General features: G+C 37.7%; 17 protein-coding genes and 1 tRNA gene. 9 read left to right on the top strand and 9 right to left on the bottom strand.

The window, feature by feature from the left end; genetic code table 11:
- The first annotated feature begins 127 nt into the window (after positions 1 to 127).
- Positions 128 to 3,613 carry a DUF2723 domain-containing protein gene (locus CQ022_RS16645; protein WP_105683442.1) on the top strand — a complete coding sequence of 1,162 codons (3,486 nt, stop codon included), beginning with the start codon at positions 128 to 130 and terminating at the stop codon, positions 3,611 to 3,613.
- A 328-nt stretch (positions 3,614 to 3,941) separates the two neighbouring features.
- Here the strand turns inward: CQ022_RS16645 and CQ022_RS16640 are convergent, their stop codons facing one another.
- The 7 genes from CQ022_RS16640 to CQ022_RS16610 all read right to left on the bottom strand — a co-directional run bounded on the left by CQ022_RS16640 (position 3,942) and on the right by CQ022_RS16610 (position 10,008).
- Positions 3,942 to 6,185: a nitric-oxide reductase large subunit gene (locus CQ022_RS16640; protein WP_105683441.1), complete on the bottom strand. Its 2,244-nt coding sequence runs from the start codon at positions 6,183 to 6,185 to the stop codon at positions 3,942 to 3,944.
- Positions 6,186 to 6,198: 13 nt separating this feature from the next.
- Positions 6,199 to 6,924 (bottom strand): iron-sulfur cluster repair di-iron protein, encoded by a 726-nt coding sequence (gene ric / locus CQ022_RS16635; protein ID WP_105683440.1) that lies wholly within the window; start codon positions 6,922 to 6,924, stop codon positions 6,199 to 6,201.
- Between the two features lie 39 nt (positions 6,925 to 6,963).
- A complete protein-coding gene (locus CQ022_RS16630) occupies positions 6,964 to 7,392 on the bottom strand; it encodes a c-type cytochrome (RefSeq protein ID WP_105683439.1) in 429 nt (142 codons plus the stop codon).
- Between the two features lie 12 nt (positions 7,393 to 7,404).
- Entirely contained in the window at positions 7,405 to 8,181 is a 777-nt protein-coding gene (locus CQ022_RS16625) for a class I SAM-dependent methyltransferase (protein WP_105683438.1), read from the bottom strand.
- Positions 8,162 to 8,623: a hypothetical protein gene (locus CQ022_RS16620; protein ID WP_105683437.1), complete on the bottom strand. Its 462-nt coding sequence runs from the start codon at positions 8,621 to 8,623 to the stop codon at positions 8,162 to 8,164. The genes CQ022_RS16625 and CQ022_RS16620 overlap by 20 nt, the downstream gene beginning before the upstream one ends.
- 39 nt (positions 8,624 to 8,662) lie before the next feature.
- Positions 8,663 to 9,094: an RrF2 family transcriptional regulator gene (locus CQ022_RS16615; protein ID WP_105683732.1), complete on the bottom strand. Its 432-nt coding sequence runs from the start codon at positions 9,092 to 9,094 to the stop codon at positions 8,663 to 8,665.
- A 101-nt stretch (positions 9,095 to 9,195) separates the two neighbouring features.
- Positions 9,196 to 10,008 (bottom strand): helix-turn-helix domain-containing protein, encoded by an 813-nt coding sequence (locus CQ022_RS16610; RefSeq protein WP_105683436.1) that lies wholly within the window; start codon positions 10,006 to 10,008, stop codon positions 9,196 to 9,198.
- Between the two features lie 132 nt (positions 10,009 to 10,140).
- Between CQ022_RS16610 and CQ022_RS16605 the strand changes: the two genes are divergently transcribed.
- The 5 genes from CQ022_RS16605 (at position 10,141) to CQ022_RS16585 (ending at position 16,059) form a co-directional block, all read left to right on the top strand.
- On the top strand, positions 10,141 to 11,463 hold the full coding sequence (locus CQ022_RS16605; protein WP_105683435.1) for a TolC family protein: 1,323 nt from the start codon (positions 10,141 to 10,143) through the stop codon (positions 11,461 to 11,463).
- 4 nt (positions 11,464 to 11,467) lie between these two features.
- Positions 11,468 to 12,532: an HlyD family secretion protein gene (locus CQ022_RS16600; protein WP_105683434.1), complete on the top strand. Its 1,065-nt coding sequence runs from the start codon at positions 11,468 to 11,470 to the stop codon at positions 12,530 to 12,532.
- A complete protein-coding gene (locus CQ022_RS16595; protein WP_105683731.1) occupies positions 12,525 to 14,117 on the top strand; it encodes a beta-carotene 15,15'-monooxygenase in 1,593 nt (530 codons plus the stop codon). Before CQ022_RS16600 ends, CQ022_RS16595 begins: the two co-directional genes overlap by 8 nt.
- Before the next feature lie 197 nt (positions 14,118 to 14,314).
- Positions 14,315 to 15,316, top strand: a complete 1,002-nt coding sequence (locus CQ022_RS16590; protein ID WP_165791680.1) for a GlxA family transcriptional regulator — start codon at positions 14,315 to 14,317, stop codon at positions 15,314 to 15,316.
- A 104-nt stretch (positions 15,317 to 15,420) separates the two neighbouring features.
- Positions 15,421 to 16,059, top strand: a complete 639-nt coding sequence (locus CQ022_RS16585; protein WP_105683432.1) for a DJ-1/PfpI family protein — start codon at positions 15,421 to 15,423, stop codon at positions 16,057 to 16,059.
- A gap of 68 nt (positions 16,060 to 16,127) precedes the next feature.
- Here the strand turns inward: CQ022_RS16585 and CQ022_RS16580 are convergent, their stop codons facing one another.
- Together CQ022_RS16580 and CQ022_RS16575 are read right to left on the bottom strand one after the other, a co-directional pair.
- A complete protein-coding gene (locus CQ022_RS16580; RefSeq protein WP_105683431.1) occupies positions 16,128 to 16,628 on the bottom strand; it encodes a transposase in 501 nt (166 codons plus the stop codon).
- A 14-nt stretch (positions 16,629 to 16,642) separates the two neighbouring features.
- Positions 16,643 to 17,098: a MarR family winged helix-turn-helix transcriptional regulator gene (locus CQ022_RS16575; RefSeq protein ID WP_105683430.1), complete on the bottom strand. Its 456-nt coding sequence runs from the start codon at positions 17,096 to 17,098 to the stop codon at positions 16,643 to 16,645.
- Between the two features lie 270 nt (positions 17,099 to 17,368).
- Between CQ022_RS16575 and CQ022_RS16570 the strand changes: the two genes are divergently transcribed.
- From CQ022_RS16570 to CQ022_RS16560, 3 genes are all read left to right on the top strand, one after another.
- A tRNA-Lys gene (locus CQ022_RS16570) sits at positions 17,369 to 17,441 on the top strand.
- Between the two features lie 177 nt (positions 17,442 to 17,618).
- Positions 17,619 to 18,434 (top strand): helix-turn-helix domain-containing protein, encoded by an 816-nt coding sequence (locus CQ022_RS16565; RefSeq protein ID WP_105683429.1) that lies wholly within the window; start codon positions 17,619 to 17,621, stop codon positions 18,432 to 18,434.
- Between the two features lie 165 nt (positions 18,435 to 18,599).
- Positions 18,600 to 19,301, top strand: a complete 702-nt coding sequence (locus CQ022_RS16560) for a DAPG hydrolase family protein (RefSeq protein WP_105683428.1) — start codon at positions 18,600 to 18,602, stop codon at positions 19,299 to 19,301.
- Positions 19,302 to 19,653: the final 352 nt, after the last annotated feature.

The following is a 19,653-nucleotide window of genomic DNA, read 5'->3' as shown; positions in this document are numbered from 1 at the left end:
AACTTTTTGCAGCATTGTTTTTAAACTTAATTAAACTATAGTAAGACTTTTGTGGTTTGAGAATAAAATAAGGTAAATGTAATAAACTCTTTCCTCTGGTTGTCATATCAATATTGGAAAATATTATATGAAAAACTGGTCTTTTAAAAAATGGAACACCGTGCTGGGATGGTTCCTTTTCGCTATTGCACTTATTACTTATCTTTCAACGATAGAACATTCTTTGAGTTTTTGGGATTGTGGAGAATATATCTCTTCAGCGGTAAAACTGGAAGTAACTCACGCTCCGGGAGCCGCTTTATTTCAGATTATGGGAGCCGTGGCAAGTATTTTTGCATTAGGAAATGCTGAAAATTATTCTATTGTGATCAATGCGATGTCAGCGTTATTCAGTGCTTTTACCATTCTGTTCCTGTTCTGGACAATTACCCATTTTTTAAGACGACTTTTACATAAAGATTTTGAAGACCTTACAAAACATCAGGAAAGCGCGATTCTGTTTTCCGGAGTGATCGGAGCTTTATGTTTTACATTTTCAGATACATTTTGGTTTTCAGCAGTAGAAGGAGAAGTATATGCAATGGCTTCCATGTTTATTGCTTTGCTGGTATGGCTCATCACCAAATGGGAAAACGAATACAAAGCTATTGATAACGAAAGATGGGTCATTCTTATTTTCTTTATCATAGGACTTTCTGTGGGAGTACATATGATGTGTATGCTGGCAATTCCTGCTATCTGCCTTGTTTATTATACCAGAAACTATACTTTTTCCTGGAAGAGTTTTATGCTGGCTAATGGAATCACATTGGGAATTCTGGCCTTGGTATTCAAGATTATTTTCCCTTTGATTATGACCCTGTTTGGAAAGCTTGAGATTTTTTTAGTAAATGGTGTTGGGCTTCCTTTCCATTCGGGAACCGTTGCTGCATTTATCCTTATGACAGTAATCTGTTATTTCCTGATTAAATATGCCAGAAAAACCAAAAGAAAGATATACCAAACTGTAGTTTTATCCATTGTCTATATGATCATTGGATTCTCTTGCTGGCTGGTAATTCCCATCAGAGCCAATGCCAATCCTCCGATGAATCTTAATGATCCGGATACGGCGATCGGGATGAGAGATTATTATAACAGAGTACAATATGGTGACTGGCCCACTATTTACGGACAGAATTACACCGCATTTCTTGATAAAAACGGACTGGAAAAAGATGAAGACGGAAGTTACAAAAGGGAGATTACCGGAGATATTTACGAAAAAGATGAAAAAACCGGAACGTACAGAAAGACCGGAGAAAGATTCAACTATGTGTTTAATAAATCGCACATAAGTTTTATGCCAAGGATGTTCAATGAAGATAAAGAGGTAACGGCAAACTATATTTCTTTATATGGGGCTCCGGATTTTACTTTTAATTATGATAACGAAGAGGTTGCAGACAATCCGGAAGCCAAACGTATTTTTGAAGAACTGAGAGCCAAATATGAAGGAGATTCCATCACAGCAGAAGATTATCTGAAAGTGAAACCTTATGATCTTATCAAGGTACAGCGTCCTTCTTTTGCCCAGAATATGGATTATTTTATTTCATTCCAGAACGGATATTACTTTGTCAGATATCTGATGTGGAATTTTGTAGGAAGACAAAATGATTTTCAGGGTCATATGGAAAGTACAAAAGGAAACTGGATATCAGGGATTTCTTTTATCGATAATGCTTTGCTTGGGGATCAGGATCATATGCCTGCCCAATTTAAAAATGAAAGTACCGTAAAGTTTTTCTTTCTTCCATTGATTGTAGGACTTATTGGTTTCTTTTTCCAGCTGAACAGAGATTTTGGACGGTTTTATGCCATTCTTTCCCTGTTTATTCTGACAAGTATGGGAATTGTTTTTTATACCGGAGTAAAACCATTTGAAGTAAGAGAAAGAGATTATGCCATGGTAGGCTCATTTTATGCCTTTGCCATCTGGATTGGTCTGGGAGCCGGAGCCATCCTTTTGATGATTCAGTCTAAGGTGAAATCCAATGTTTCCAATATTCTTCCGGGAGTTATTTTATTAGGAATTCCTTTGATGATGGGATTCCAAAATTATACTTCTCACGACAGAAGCAAAAAAACAGCAGCCCGCGATTATGCCTATTCATTTTTACGGTCACTTCCTAAAAACGATATCATGTTTATTTATGGGGATAATGATACTTTTCCGGTATGGGCCATTCAGGAAACAGAAAGGTTCAGGAATGATGTAAAAACGGTAAATTTTACCCTTTTGGCCACTCCATGGAATATCGATCAGGTAAAAAGAAGAACATACAATGCAATGGGAATTCCAGGTGAATTAACTCATGAAGAGTATCGGGATGGCGTAAATGATCAGGTATATCTGATGAAAAAAGAAGATTGGGAAGGACTTTTCCAAATGCTTAAAGAACAGGGAGCTCCGGACAACACTTTCCAGGATTTTAGAAAATATCTGACGCAGGATTCCTTGACTTTGAAGGATGCTATGAAATTCCTGAAATTAAAATCATCAGAAAAAGATGAATTGCTGAAGATGTACTTTGGGGACAAACAATATGAAAAATACAATATTCTTCCGGTCAGTAAATTTATACTTCCGGTAAATAAAGAAAATGCCGTGAAATATGGAATCATTAATCAAGCTGATCTTCCCAACGCTGTGGATCAGATTATGATCAATTACGAAGCCAATACACTTTATAAAAGTAATCTGATGATACTTGATATGCTGGCCAATTTTGATTGGAAGCGACCTGTAAATTTCTCATCAGGCGGAATGTATGACAGTGAAAATATTTTTTATCTAGATGATTATCTTCAGTTTGATGGCTTCAGCTACAGGCTGATTCCTATTCGTACACCTCAAAGTCCGGATGGAGATAAGGGAAGGGTAGATGCCAACTCTCTTTATCAGGTGGTGAAAAACTTCAGATGGGGCAACTTTAAAGATCTCAGTATTTATTATGATGAAACGGCTACCTCCAATATTCTGGGCTACAGAATGTCTGTGGGCAGAGCTATTTCTGCACTGGTAATAAGCGGACAAAAAGCTAAGGCACTGGAATTACTGGATCTTGCTGCCAAAGAAATTCCTGCTGAGAAGTACAATGATCCGCGCTCATTAAGTGCAATGGTTACCGGATATATTGTTGCAGGGCAGGAGCAGAAAGGTCTTCAGCTGGCAGAAACCCTTAAAAAAGAAATATTTGAAGAATATGATTACTATCAGAATCTCTCTCCGTCATTTAAAGCAATGGCCAGAAGACAGATGAGGTCAAAACCGATGGAATATGCATTGGTTGTAGCAGCGGTAACGGATGCTTACAAGACCTTAGGACAGAGAGAAAAAGGTCATGAATACCTTTTGAAATCTATTGAACCCATTGATAAGAAATTCAGCGTTTTTATAAAAAGGCTGCAGCAAATGGACAAAAATAATGCAGTGAAGGAATCTGAAAATATACGTCAGATTGCTCCTTTTTATCAGTATTTATTCAATGTGATGGAACCTTTTGACTCTACTTATTCCAGGAAAAAGGAAATTGAAATTACCGATGCAATGATGAAAGCAACACAATAAACTACCAAATAAAAAGCCTTTAAATATTGAATTTAAAGGCTTTTTTAATGTAAATCAGAATGAATTAATAGAATCTCATTTTATCAACGCAAAGCTTTATCTGTAATTCTTATGATTGTAAGGGAGCAAAGAGGTTTGATTAATTTCATGGATCATTTTTAAGCGAATGTATTACCATAACGCTTCATCCGCGACAAAGTCGCTCTTCTTCGCTTCCTTAAATAAACATAATGATAATATTCCTTTTACGTTAAAAATTAAATTCAAGTAATGTAAAAATCATCAAATTTTAAAGATTAAAAATCCTACGAGATTTGAACCATTCATACTATCGTTTTTCTTTCAACGACCATCCAAATTTCAGTCCGATGATGAAAATAACGAAAAGCAGCTCACCAGCAGCCAGTAAAATATCTCCGGGTACACGCAGCCATCTCAGAAAATGCATGGTATCAGTCTGCATAAATTCTGCAGATCTTGCATACCAGTACCCTTCTTTTATAGAGGCTACGGACTGCATGATACCTATGGGAAGAAGACTAATCGTTACCATCACCAGCAATCCGATATTGATAAGCCAGAAAGCCCATCCTATTAATTTATCATTCCACTGTCGGTCAGGATAAAGTCCTCGCAAAACAAACATCATTAATCCGATTCCCAGAATTCCATAGACTCCGAATAAAGCCGCATGGCCATGCACAGCAGTGGTATTCAATCCCTGAATATAGTAAAGAGCAATAGGAGGATTGATGGCAAATCCGAAGATTCCTGCCCCGAGGAAATTCCAGAAACACATGGCAATGAAGCAGTAGATGGGCCATTTGTAGGCTTGAATCCATTGGGTGGATTTACTCAGCTGATAATTTTGATAGGCTTCATAACCAATCAGAACAAGCGGTACTATTTCCAGGGCACTGAAAGTAGCTCCTAATGCCAGAACAGCTGTAGGGGTAGCACTGAAATACAGATGATGGAACGTTCCCAATATCCCTCCGCCAAGAAAGATGATGGTTGAGAATAAAACGGCATTGGTTGCAGATTTTAGCCTTAGCAATCCTAATCTTGTAAATAAAAAGGCCGCCACTACGGTTGCGAATACTTCAAAAAAACCTTCTACCCAAAGGTGAACTACCCACCATCGCCAATATTCTGCAATCGCCATATGGGTTTGTCTTCCATACATTAGTCCGGCTCCATAAAATAATGCAATGGCTACTGATGAAAGAGTAAACAGGGTCAGCAAATGACGGTCTCCATCTTTCCGCTTCAAGGCAGGAAGAAGAGCCCGAACCATTAAAACCAGCCAGAGAATAAGTCCGATGAGCAGTAAGATCTGCCAGACTCTTCCCAGTTCTACATATTCATACCCCTGATGTCCCCAAAGGAAATTATCTACCAGACCCAGTTTTTGCATAACTCCGAGCCACTGACCCGTTAAAGATCCCAGCACAACGATCAGTAAAGCTCCGAATAGAATATTTACGCCCAGTTTCTGATACTTTGGTTCATATCCTGAAACGGCAGGAGCAATATAAAGTCCGGTTGCCAGCCATGAGGTAGCAATCCAGAATATGGCCAATTGTACATGCCAGCTTCTGGAAACCGATTGTGGTAGAAACTGATCCAAAGGAATACCATAAAATCCGCTTCCTTCCACTCCGTAATGAGCAGTCACCACTCCGGCAAGCATTTGAACAAGGATTAATAGGGCAACAACCCATATGTACTTCAAAGTGGCCTTCATGGAGGGAGTCGGTTTCATGCTTCGCAGCGGATCTTCGTGTGGAAGCGCTTCACTGATCTCTTCTTCTTTGTTTCTGGCATGATAAAACACCAAAAGGCCTACACATGCTAATAAAAGTAATATACTGAAACCAGACCATACATGCAGGGAAGGTGGAGGAACATTTCCAACCGATTCATCATGAGGCCAGTTATTGGTGTATGTCACATCATCTCCCGGTCTTTCCGTAATACAAACCCAGGTGCTCCATGCAAAGAAAGCATTCATTTTGGCCATTCTTCCGGTATCTTTGATCGTATTTTTCGGAATAGCATACTGATCACGAAGTTTTGCCATGGAAGCATCATCCATGAATAATTTTGAATAATACAGGGAAAGCTTTTTCTGCACTTCAGCCCGTTCTGGGGAGAAAATAATTTCGTTATTGCTTTCATTGAAGGTGTTGGTACGAAGTTCTTTTTTCAGCAGTACCTGATATTTGGCTTGTTCTTCATCCGGAAGTTCCTTGTAAACTTTTCCATCCTTTTTTGCCAGCTCATCAAGCAGCAGAACAGATTCCCGGTGGAGGTAATCGGCCGTCCAGTCTGGAGCAATATAGGCACCATGTCCCCAGATACTTCCTACTGTTTGTCCGCCGATAGACTGCCAGACGTTTTGTCCATCTTTAATATCCTGTCCGGTAGCAATAACAGTTCCGTCTGTGCTTACTACTTTGTCAGGAATTGGGGGGATTTTTCTGTAAATTTCAGTTCCATAGAAGATAAGAACAGCAAATGAAGCAACCATTACTACCGCCAGCCATATCCAAAGTTTTTTAGGTGTCATTCTGTTTTAGTTTTTAAGATTCAACGGCAAATTCTTTTTCCAGTTGGATGGCTTTTGGAAAGAGGATATTATTTTCAAGATGGATATGTTTATGTAAATCATTTTCAAAATCCTGAAGCATGGCAAAAGCTACTTTGTAGGTATTGCAGGCATCTGCAGGAGGAAGATATTCATTGGTGATTTCTGCAATTCTTCTGAAACGTTCGCCTTCTACTGTATGTTCGTGTTCCATCATATGGACAGGATTTTCCACTGTTCCAAAATGAGCCTGGGGAAGGGATGTACCTGATATTTTAGCTTTTACCATATTCCGTACAAAAGGGAAAAGAATCAGTTCTTCTTTTTTCATATGAGCAGCCAGATCGTGCGCAGAGTCATTAAATAAGGTGTTAATTTCGAACAGCTCCGGATGTCTTCCTCCATGAACTTTACACAGCTTATCAAGAAATGCCTGCAAAACAGAAGTTTTTTCTTCTACATAACGATGGTGCGTTTTCTCAATATAATCCGCCAGTAGATCCAGAGGCCAGCTGTTGAAATCTATGGCAGTACCTTCATTTTTTGGAAGGGCTTCCAGTTCTTCATAAATCCTTTCAGCATCAAGTTTTTTATTACTGCAGGCATCTTCAATGGTTCTTCCGCCTTTACAGCAGAAATCAATACCGTGTCTTTTAAAAATTGCTGCTGTTCTGAAATCTTCAGCAACCATATGTCCTATAAAGTCTGTTCTTGTATTCATAATATAATACTTTTTTGTCTTTTATTGTTTTAAATTTTTTTACTTTTTGAGCGACAGGATGTATTTTACCATCTGTCTGGCATTTTCTTTACTTAATCCTGTATGAGGAGTCATCGGAATTTCTCCCCAATTGCCTTTACCACCATCAATTATTTTTTGTGCCAGCATATCAAGGTCTGTTTCAGTATATTTTGCGGCCACTTCCTGATAGGAAGGACCTATTAATTTTGAATCTATTTTATGGCAGGTAAGACAATCAGTTCCTTCAATGAGTTGTAACCCTTCATGTTTTGAGGCATCTGGTGAAGGAGAAGGAGTGGGAACTGGCGCTGCGGGCTGTGGTTGAATTACCTGTTCAGCAGAGTAAGGTTCTGCTTTGGGGATGGGAGTAGTTTCACTTTTAGAGCAGGAAAGCGCTGTGAGTGATAAACTTAAGATGATCGCAATATTGAGAAATTGGGCTTTCATAATAGATGTTGTTTAAATTTTTTGAGCAAGAATGGCAACAGCACAAAGGCTGTCTTCATATTTTTTGAATATTTTTTTCATCTGAAGGATTCGGGAACGGATTTTAGGTTTTGTAAGAATATTTCCTGCAATTTTTAAGAATCCGGAAAGTCCTTCATCACTGATGATTCTTTGTGGTCTTAGAAGTTGCATAGGAGCTGTTTCAACCTGCAAAACTTTAAATCCTTCTTTTTCCAGCAGTTTTTTCCACTCAGAAACAGTCAGTGGACGTGCATTGACTTTAATGGCTAAAGCCAGCTCTTTCTGAATATGCAGTTTCACATTTTCATCCAGGTGATCCGGCATTAATGCCAATTCATGAATAGCATATAACCCCTGAGGTTTCAGAATGTTTTTGGTTTCATTAACGATTTCAGATTTTCTGTGATCTGCATGCATACTCAGCATCGCCTCACCAAAAACTTTGTCTGCGGACTGCACTGGTAATGAGCTGTGTGTTGCATTTCCTAACTGAAAGAGTGCCTGGCTGTGTTTAAACTTTCTTTGTAAAAGTTTTACAGCGTTTTCTTCAGCATCAATTCCTATATAAGATTTTGGATTCTTTTCTAAGATGAGTTGTGCTGTTAAACCCAGCCCAGGTGCAAATTCAACGACATCATCATGAGGAGTGATATTAATCATGGTGAGCATCTTTTGGGTGAGCGCCAGACCTCCAGGGCGGAGTACTTTTTTACCAACTTTAGCCAGTAGCCAATGTCCGGACATTTTTTCAATAGGATCTGTTTTCATGAGGTTGGGTTTTAAATTGTAATAGAATTGCCAGAATCAGAATGAATGCTTTTGTTGTTTCTGCATAGATAAAATAATCATGCAGCGGAGTAGGAGATAAGGTTTTTCCTGATGAAAGTACATCTACCCGTGAATCAAGTACCGGCAGCAGCCAGAGTTGCTCTAATGCAAGTATAGAAAGCAAAGCAGTCAGAATGATAAAGTCAAATTTTGTATGTTTTTTACGGCTTATGAGCATCAGGATCAGGATGATCGTAAGAAATATCCATTGTATTTTTGTAGATATTCCAAACATCAGTTTTCCCAGTCCTAATGCTGTAGGAAGGGTAATTCCCTGCACCTGAAATTTCAAAGGTGTTTCCAAAAAACTGATTGTCAGAAACATTCCTGTCATCAGACAGAGCAACATCAATGTCAATGGATTTTTAAGATATAATTTCATATATAAAGATCTTTTTATCTTTTATTTGATTAAATTTTTTTAAGCCTTCAAATGAGTAAGCTGTAAGTCCAGATTATCGACAAACATTTGAATTTTTGAAGTTTCAAGCATGATTCGCAGATCTTGTCTGATGCTCTTAAATTGGTCATGAAGCGGACAAGGATGCGTTTCTGAACATTGATCAAGCCCAAGCCCACAACCCGTGAAAAGCTTATCTCCGTCAATTTCTCTTACAATATCAGCAATAGAGGTATTCAGATTTTTCTGATCCATATAGAAACCTCCGTTCGGACCTTTAGCAGACTGTACAAAGCCTTTTCTGCTCAGATCCTGTAAAATTTTAGCGATAAAATGTTCCGGTGAATGAATGCTTTTTGAAATGTCTTTAATCCCAACCCTGCTGCCACTCTTAGACTGCTGGGCAATATAGATCAAAGCTCTTAAAGCATATTCACAGGTTTTTGAAAACATTCTTCTGAATTTTATAGGACAAAGATAGAAAGATATTTTTAATAAAAGATAAATAAGTCTTTTATTTTTTCTAAATCTGATATAACTCATTTGCAAAAAGTTTATCCTATACTATTTTGAATCGCTTTATTACTCTTTCTCAGGTCTGAAGGTCTGGAACGGGTAAATTCATGGAAGGTATCACTGAATGCACTGATGGAGCTGTAGCCCACGTCATCAGCAATTTCATTGATGGGTTTGTCTGTATTTAAAAGCAATTCAATGGCTTTGATGATCCTTAATGTTTTCAGATACTGAAGAAAAGAAATGTCCATGTCTGCTTTGAAAAGTCGGGACAAAGAGCGCTCACTCAATCCAAATCTGCTGCTTATATTGGCAAGGGTAAGCTTTTCCCCGATATTCCATTCCAGATAGGAAACAATTTTCATCATCTGTTTATTATGGGTTGCAGGAAGAATAATAGGTAAAGGCTGTTTATGAGTTTTGGGAAGAATTTTTTTTAAAGCCACCAGAAATTCAAAATTTTCATCTTTTACGGTAACATGTTTTTCGTCCCAGATTTCAGTGTACTTAATCATCTGGATCAGAAGTTCTGATGCCGGATATATTCCCAGCCTGCTGTAGAAAGGATCTGAGATATCATCATAGGCATAAAAATAAAGAGATCTCAGAACAGTTGCTGTATACCCAATTTCCAATATATGTTCCATTCCCTGCGGAATCCAGAAGAAGTGTCTTGCCGGAACTACGTAGGTTCTGTTGTTGATGGTAATATAAGCAATACCGCCTTCTACATAACTCAGCTGTCCTTTTGTATGTTTGTGAAAAGGAATCAGTTTCTCCGATTTTTCGTGCATTACAAATACACTTTTGTCATCTTTATCAATGTCCGGAAGCGCAGCAATTAATCCCATAGAAAAATTTAAAATACCAATGAAAATACAAATATAAGCATTTGGCCGGAATCATGTAAAAGTTGACTATTTTAGGTAAATATAATTTCAGGATTGCCAATAAATTTGCATTGCAATAATTCAAAAATTCAAATGAAAATTTATGTCGCCGGATTGCTGATGCTGGGAATTTCCTACACTCTATCAGCTCAAACTGGCAGTCCAACAAAGGATACGATACGACTCTCCTTAAAAGATGCGTGGCAGAAAGCTGAGGAAAACAGCCGCCATATCAGAATTAATACCATCAACGTAGACATTGCCGAAGCCGAAGTGAAAGATGCCAAAAGAGAACGTCTTCCGGAAATTGATGTTAAAGGTTCCGTAGAAAAAGCTTCTAATATTCCTATTTATGAAAACGGAATTTTTTCCAAACCTACACAGCATGAAGTTATCCATACGCTCTACAGAGCGGGAGCAGATTTTTATCTGAATATTTACAATGGAAACAAGCTGAATCTTAAGATTAAAGAGAATCAGACCCTTCAGAAAATTAAGGATATCCAGAAAGAACAGTCGGTTTCTGATATTCATTATAAAGCAGCTGCGCTTTATCTTGAACTCCAGAAAACATTAATTTTCAGGGATCTTATAAAACAGGACATAGCCGATCAGAAAACACAGCTTAAAGAAATACAGGCTCTGTATAAAAACGGAGTTGTTTTAAAAAGTGATGTTTTAAGAATAGAGCTTGAACTGTCAAAACGGAAAATGACTCTGATTACCATTGAAAATGATATTCTCATTGCCACACAAAAGCTGAATATTATTCTGGGTATTCCTGATGAACAGATCGTCATTCCTGAAGTTCCAATGAATCAATGGAATGAAAATACCACCTACAAAGAATATTTGAAACTGGCACTGGATCATTCTTTTAATTATCATGTCTCTGAACAGCAGACAGAACTGAGTATGATCAAACTGAAACAGGTAAAAGCCAATGTAAGACCTAAAATTGGAATGTATGGAGAGTTTTATTATGCCAATCCGCAGATTTTTCTTTATCCCTATAATCCGTACTGGTATTCATTAGGAATAGTAGGAATTAAAGCTTCTTTTTCCATTTCTTCCCTTTATCATAATACCCATAAAGTAAAAGCAGCTCAACTGGAGTTTGAAAAAGAGGAAGAGGTACACAAGAATACAGAGGATCAGGTAAGGCAGCAGGTGAAAGAAGCTTATTTAAGATATCAGGAAGCCCTTGAGCAGATAAAGGTAGCGGAAGCGAATGTCATTCAGGCCAAAGAGAATGCACGGATCATTAAGAATACCTATTTCAGCCAGACCTCTCTGATTACAGAACTGCTGGATGCGGATATACAGCTTCTTCAGACAAAATTTGAATTGGAAGCCGCCAAAATTATGGCACAAAACAATTATTATTTATTACAAAACATTACAGGCATTTTATAATACAATGAAAAAAAAATATACTCCCACCGATAGACTCATCACAAAGATGACAGGATGGATTTCCCTTTTAATTGTTGCTGCACTTGCAGTCTGGGGCGGTTTTACGTTAAAGAATTACTATGCCTATGAGCAGACCAATGATGCACAGGTTCAGGAATATGTGAATCCCATTATTTCGCGAGCCGGAGGATTTATTGTAGCCGTAAAATTTGAAGAAAATCAGGAAGTTAAAAAAGGAGATACACTGCTGATTATTGATAACCGCGAATATGTTCTTCAGGAAAAACAGACTCAGGCAGCGATTCAGAAAGCACGTGCTCAACTAAAAGTGTTGGAAAGTACTACAGGTACTACAGAAAAAGAAGCTGCTGCTGCAATGGCTCAGGTAGATGCCAGTAAAGCAAAAGTATGGAAACAACAGCTTGATTATAACAGATATAAAAAACTTTATGATGAAGAATCTGCTACCAAACAACGTCTTGAAGATGTAAAGGCAACTTTAGAGATCAACGAAAGTGATTATCAATCTTCTCAGGATAATTATGCTGCCTCTAGATCTAAGATTAATGATATTCAGGCTGAAAAAACGGTTGTCCGTGCAGAAATTGCAAGACTGGAAGCTTTATTGGACCGCCATAAACTGGATGTAAGCTATACAGCGGTCACCGCTGCCTATGATGGAAGAATGGGACGAAGAACCGTTGAAGTAGGGCAGATGATTGATGCCGGAGAAACACTGGCATTTATTGTGAATAATGAAACGGATAAATGGGTGGTGGCCAATTATAAAGAAACACAGATCAAAGATATGCACATCGGAGATCATGTGAAAATTGTAGCAGATTCTTATCCGGATAGGGAATTTAAAGGGACTATTATTTCACTTTCTCCCGCCACAGGGTCAAGTTTTTCACTGCTTCCACCTGATAATTCTACCGGAAATTATGTGAAAATTGTACAGCGTATCCCTGTGAGGATCAAAGTAGATGGGATGAGAAGAGATATTGATGTCTTGAAAGTAGGGATGAACGTCAATGTATATGCGGATAAAAAGCATTCCAATGGTTAAAAGACAAATGCCTTTTTTCAAAAAATGGGCACCAGAGTGGCTTATTAAGATCATTCTTTTTTCAATGACTCTTCCGGGGATCATCATATTTTTTCTTCCTTTGACGAATGTGAATGCTGCTGCCGGATATTATGGAAGTGAGCCGGCAGATATTCAGTTCTCTGTAGCATTGTTTTATGCAGGATATGTAGGCTTTTACAGTCTGGAAAGAAGATTTTTTAGTTTTCTGGCAGCAAAAGAATACTTTCTTCTGTTCACTACACTGCAGATTTTAGCGTGTCTGGTATGTTATTGTACCCGGGAGATTTATATTCTGTTTCCGGTCCGATTTATTCAGGGAATGCTGTTTGCAGGGAATGTAAACCTTTCACTTACTCTTATTTTTACCCGATTGAGCAGCGAGAGGGGACGCGAGATCAGTTTTTCCGTATTTTTCGGGATTTTGATCTGTGCCTTGCCGTTTAATAATCTGATTACTGCGGATCTTATTGACTCTTATAATTTCAATATTGTTTATAAAACGGCCATATTCTCATACCTGCCAGGACTTATTTTCCTGACTCTTGCAATGAGCAACTACAGAACACACGCAAGATTTCATCTGTATAAACTCGACTGGCAGAGTTTTGGACTCTTCAGCGCTATGCTGGTGCTTATTGGGTACATTACCATTTTTGGACAGGAATATTATTGGCTGGAAGATAACCGGATTCTCGGAAGTGTAATAGGAATTGTTGTTTTAGGGATAATCTCTGTATTTCGGCAGCAGGCAATTAAAAGACCTTATATTGATCTGCGCGTTTTCAGATACAGAAATTTTAAAGTGGGTTTGCTGATCCTTTTTGTGATGTACATCTGCAGGTTTGCATCAGGAATTACCAATAATTATTTTGCTGCGGAACTGCATTTGGATCCGTTTCATATTTCCTATATCAATATATTTAATCTTACCGGGCTGGTTATCGGTGTAGTTATCGCCTGTTGTATGGTTTTACAAAAGAAAAACATTCGATATATCTGGGGGCCAGGTTTTTTAATGTTATTGGTTTTTCATGGATTGATGTACTATTCTTTTGATATTCAGGCTGATGAATTTAATTATTATATCCCATTATTCATACAGGGATTAGGAGTCGGGCTGATTATGGTTCCCACAATTATTTTTATTATTTCATCGGTTCCTGCGGTTATTGGCCCTTCAGCTGCTGCAACCGCTTTAGCAATCCGGTATCTGGGTTTTTGCGTGAGTATAGCCCTGATCAATTTTTTTGAACTGTTTGAAAAAAGCCGTCATTACAATGCTTTTCAGGATCATTTAAGTGCTGTTGATCCGGAAGTCAAAAGCTTTCTTCATGATCAGACCGCAAAACTTATTGCCAGAGGAATGCCAGAAGATAAAGCGGTAAAAGCTGCCCATAAACTATTGGTTGGAAGAATGAATGTTCAGGATCATGTCCGTTTTGCAATGGATTATTATGAAATGATGGCTGGGCTTCTTGCAGTTTCATTGTTGTTGATTTTTCTTTTTCCTTATCTGAACCGTACTGCCCTTTATTTGAAATCCCGCCGATTATCACCTGCATAAGGGAAGATTTTAATTTTTAATAAAACAAAAAGTATAGCTTATTAGCTAATTTTATAGTAGAGTGCTGAGGCTGTCCTGTAGGGCAGTCTCTTTTATAATCACAAAAAAGATAAAAGTACTTTGGCCGGAATCGTATGTTTTTTGTCATTGCAGACAAAGCGCTTTCTCTTTACATTTGTATTCATACAGAACGAGATATGAAGACAGAAAGACCACATACCGGGATGAAAAATATAGTGCTTTTGGCACTGCCACAGGTGCAGCTACTTGATATTGCAGGACCGTTGGATGTTTTTACATCAGCCAACCGTTTTTTAAATGATGGCAGAGAAGGATCCGGTTATCATGTTCATCTGGTGTCCGGAACTTCAGAAAAGTTCATATATTCCAGTTCAGGAATGCCATTATCTTGCAGTCATACGATTTATGATATTGATTTTCCTATAGATACTTTGCTTGTAGCAGGGACAACTTTGAGTGTACTGGATGAGATCAGCCCTGATGTCTATCATTTTCTTCAAAATATAAGCCCGGAGGTGAGGCGGATGGGTTCTGTTTGCGTGGGTGCATTTGTTCTTGCCAAAGCAGGTCTTCTGGAGGGAAAGAAGGTGACTACCCATTGGAAATTTGCAGATACACTACAGAAATCCTATCCAAAACTTGAGGTGAACGTTAATCCTTTTTTTATTCGGGACAGACCTATCTATACTTCGGGCGGAGTTTCTTCAGGGATGGATCTGGCATTGGCACTCCTGGAAGAAGATTTTGGAAAACCTTTGGCCACAGAGGTTGCCCGCCATCTTGTCCTGCATTTGAAAAGATCCGGAATGCAGTCTCAGTTTGGAAATACATTGCCGGAATATGAAATAATGTCTCCTTTTACAAAACAAGTCCGTGATCTGTTGAAAGATAAACTGAGTGGAATGATAACAGTAGAGTACATTGCCGAGTCCTTGAATATGAGTACCCGTAATTTTTCCAGGGTTTTTCTTAAAGATTCCGGGATGACTCCTGGCAAGTTTCTTGAAAAGATGAGACTGGATCAGGCCAAAAATATGCTGGAATACACCGATATGAGTGTCGATATGATTGCTGATAAGTGTGGTCTTAGCAGTGCCGCTTCGCTTCGCCGCCTATTCCTTAAAAATATTTCACTTTCTCCGGCACAATACCGGAAAGCATTCAAAACCACAGAATAAATATTTTCCCCTCACTGATTTATAGTAAAACTGATGATTGTCAATGATCAGAATGGAAGACTCATGCCTTTATTTAAAAATAATAATCTTAAAATAATAGAATTATGAAGCACGTAAAAAACAAGGAAACAATGAATGTGGCATTTTTAATTTATGACCAAGTGGAAGCACTTGATTTAAATGGCCCTTTAGATGTTTTTGTTAAAGCGAATGTTATATGTCCGGATAGTTATCATTGCTTTACAGTCGGAAGGACAAGAGAGGCTGTATATATGGAAGCAAATACAATGGCTGTTGTCCCTACTTATGATATAGATACATGTCCCAAGCCAGATATGATTGTCGTTCCCGGAGCAAACCCCGAGTATATTATGAAATATATTCAGGATAAAGATTTTCAGGAAACGGTACTGAAATGGATTAAAACTCATCACGATGCCGGAACAGTAGTATTTACAGTGTGTACAGGGAGTATGCTGCTATCCGGAACGGGTATCCTTGATGATCATCATATTACCACTCATAGTATGCTGTTAGATACTTTAGAACAATATAATCCTGAAGCTAGTGTCATCAGGAATGTACGCTATATTGATCAGGAACAACTAATAACTACAGCAGGAATTACGGCTGGGATTGATGCCGCACTCTATCTGATTGGAAAACATCTGGGTCAGGAAACAGCAGATACAGTCATCAAAATTTTTGAATATCAGAATGCCAAGACTCAAATTGCTGTTTAAAGAGATAAGTTGATTTGAAAATTTTCGCCAGCTTTTACAGTTGGCGAAATTATATTTTAGAGTAGAAATTACTGACGATAACTGAATATTTTAATACAAAGAGGAATAATCCCTATTGAAAGAGCAATATAAATTGCTACCCGAATATAATTAAGATTTTTCCAAAGTGATATTCTGGCAGCTATTTCTTCTGAAAGGGAAGAAGTTGCAGCTAAATTCTGAAACTGTATAATGTTAGGAGCAAAAAATGTTAGTGTCCAGACCCTTACAGCTGCATGAACGAGAAATAAAGCCAAAAGCCAGTTCCTTACCGGATCAATTTTCCAGCAAAAAATAATCGCGAGGATAAAAGCGATTTCATGCAGTGAATGAAGAATGATCCAAAAAAACTTAAGACTTGCTCCTTGTCCATCCTGAAGAAGTTTAAATGTATCGGGTGGGGAAGAAGCCCATTTCGGTACAAAGATGAGCGTTTCGAAGATCTGCGCACCATTCATAAGAAAATAAAGCAACGTAGTAAGACAAAGCCATATTTCTGCACGGGTTATGTATGTGGCTGTTAATTCCATGGTTTTATATTGGTTTATGGGTGGTTTAAGTGGTCTGCCGTTTCTTTCATAATGAGGGTGGCTTCCCTGAAATAGCGTTCAATGGTTTCTATTTCCTTTTCAGAAAAAGTAGAGATAAGAGTAAGCGTTTTCTGTTGCAATTCATCGAAAATAGGACTCAGTAGTTTCATACTGTTCTCAATGTTCGGGATAATGATTACTTTTCTTCGGTCTTCCTTAATGAACTGTCTTTTAAGAAGATCCTTCTTCTCCAGACGGTCTATCAATCCGGTTACCGCGCCAGTGGTAAGACCTGTTATTTTAGAGATTTCCCCAGCTGTGATAGATTCATGCTGCAAAATAAGTCCAAGATATTTATGATCAGCGCTGGTAAGTCCTGCTTTTCTGGCGATAGCCTCGTGCATGAAAATAGAAGCATCAGAATAGGCTCTGCTGGCTTCACGGAATTGTTGTATAGTATTTTTAATCATTGACTAATTATCTTAGTTGCTAAGATATATGTTATTTCTGACTTGACAAATTAAATTTTTATGTTAAAAAGGCATTTCATCCTACAAATCCTATTATCCCGGCACTTTTTATCTAAAAAAAAATATATTGTAATTGATTTATAAACAGGTGTTTGACTTTTTTGATGTAAATTTTATGATAAAAAAGTCTGAAAAAGTTTGGATTTAAAGAGGGCTTTCCTATCTTTGCAGTCCCTTAAACAAAGGGATTTACTGAAAAAGTAAGTGGCCGACTCGGTAGCTCAGCTGGTAGAGCAATACACTTTTAATGTATGGGTCCTGGGTTCGAATCCCAGCCGGGTCACAAAAAAAGATATTCCTCAGGAATGTCTTTTTTTATTTTATCTCTTTATCGTGTTTTTATTATCACAAATACCTTTTCCCAGGCTGAATAAATTAAACTCTGCTGGCTAAAGATCATTCCTTTGTCATAGCTTTCAGTAAGGCATAGCTGTATCTTTACAGTCAAATTACAGAGTATATGAAATTCATTCATCAGATTGATCCGTCAAAATTTATTTTTTTTGAACTTTCTCATGCTCCGGCTAATTATCTATACCGTTCTCAACGAGCTCATTTTTTTGAGATTATCTGGATGAAAGATTATAAAAGAGGAGAAGATAATAGCAATGAAGAGGGTGGTTATATAAACTTTATTCCTCCGTATCGTAGTACAAAACCGGAGGTGGAAGATAAAAAAGCTTGTATAATAGCTTTTGATAGAGAATATTTGGAGGAAGATAACCAGGAATATGCCCTGGATGTTTTCAATCTTTTCAATATGCATGGTCAGCTTAGTGGTTTTGCAATAGACCGTAATACTGCAGAAACTTTACAGCACCTCACATTATTGATAGAGAAAGAATATAATAATCCGATGGGAACCTATTTGGCTTTAAAAGCACTTTTGAAAGTTCTCTTACTAAATCTTATCCGTATCAACCAGCATTATTTTTTGCATCAGGATCTCAATCAGAAACGGGTTTATCAATTCATTATGTTAATGGATAAACATTATAAAACAGAACGTAAAGCTGACTTTTATTCCAAAAAAATGGGAATCAGTGAAAAACGGATTAATCAGATTCTGAAAGAAAAAATGGATCGTACACTTACACAGCTGCTCCATGAAAGAGTAATTGTAGAGGCTAAAAGAATGCTTGTTTCCTGTGAATTGACCATCAAAGAAATTGCCTATCATTTGAATTTTGATGATCCTGCCTATTTCTCCCGGTTTTATAAAAAGCAGACAGGCCATACACCGGAGGATTTTAAAAATCAAATTACGGGTATGTGACATTGCAAACGCATATATTTTTCTGTTTTTCTCATATTTCCAGATTGTGCCATTGGATTGGAAAATAATACAAGTAAACTTAGAGGTGTCCGATTTAATTTTGTTTCAGGATTCAAAGCCCAAAAGCTGAAGAGTTATTTTATAAATCTAAAAAATATTTGAACTATGGAACTTACGAAAGAAGTGGAACAACTTATGTTTAAGGATATAAACAACCTTTTGTCTCCAAAACCTATTTCTCTGGAAGCAGGTATCAAAAGATTGGAAAACGGAATGCTGCACGTAGCGATGAGAAATGTAATGCCCAACTGTAAAGGGAAGATGCTGGATTGGTGGTTTACTTATTTTGAAACAACTGAAGACCTGAAGTTATGGCATCCACATGATCATGTGGTACATAGCGGCTGGGACAACAAATGGATCAAGAATGAAAACTATATCGGGGCTACCATACATGCCACGGAATCATTGGGAGAAATACCTCCTGTGCCGGCAGTCATTAAGTTTCATCATCCTGCAGAAATTTTTAATCCTGAAGTTTTGGAGCAGGCATATACAAATATAGACGTAAGTGCAGTTGTATATGCCAGAATCGGTTTTGGAGAAAATACTCCTACGGATGGCAATGGAGATCCTATGGATGGATATATGTTTCATGTTGTAAGAGATACGCCACAGGGATGTACGTTGAGAAGTCACTTTTTTCTTGGCGCTTCAAGTGCCGGAAGTAATGATCCATTACCGGATGAGATAGGGTTTGGATTGATGGAACATTGCTACTGTGAATTTACGTATCTGGCACAAGTTCTCCCTTCTCTTTATTATGCTGAAAATACAAGAGGCGATAAAGCTCCTTTTCTTTGGTAAATTCTATAATGATGGACCGATTCGATATTTTTTTAATTTTAATTTAAAATATCTTTAAAAGGTCTTTCGGTGTGTTGTTGATCGCAAATTATTTAATAAACAGATGCTTATAAATTGGAAATAATAATTTCTGCTTTGATCAATTGATATGGGCTGACATTTTTTTGGTTTTGCACCCATTTTTTTAAGTAAAAATGTGAAGAAAAATTTGGATTTAGTGAAAATGTTTTTATCTTTGCAGTCCCTTAAACAAAGGGATTTACTGAAAAAAGTAAGTGGCCGACTCGGTAGCTCAGCTGGTAGAGCAATACACTTTTAATGTATGGGTCCTGGGTTCGAATCCCAGCCGGGT

Origin of the sequence: Chryseobacterium culicis (assembly GCF_002979755.1) — a bacterium.
Lineage (GTDB): Bacteria > Bacteroidota > Bacteroidia > Flavobacteriales > Weeksellaceae > Chryseobacterium > Chryseobacterium culicis_A.
The sequence above is the reverse complement of the archived record's forward strand: the minus strand, read 5'-3'. Positions and strand labels throughout refer to the sequence as shown.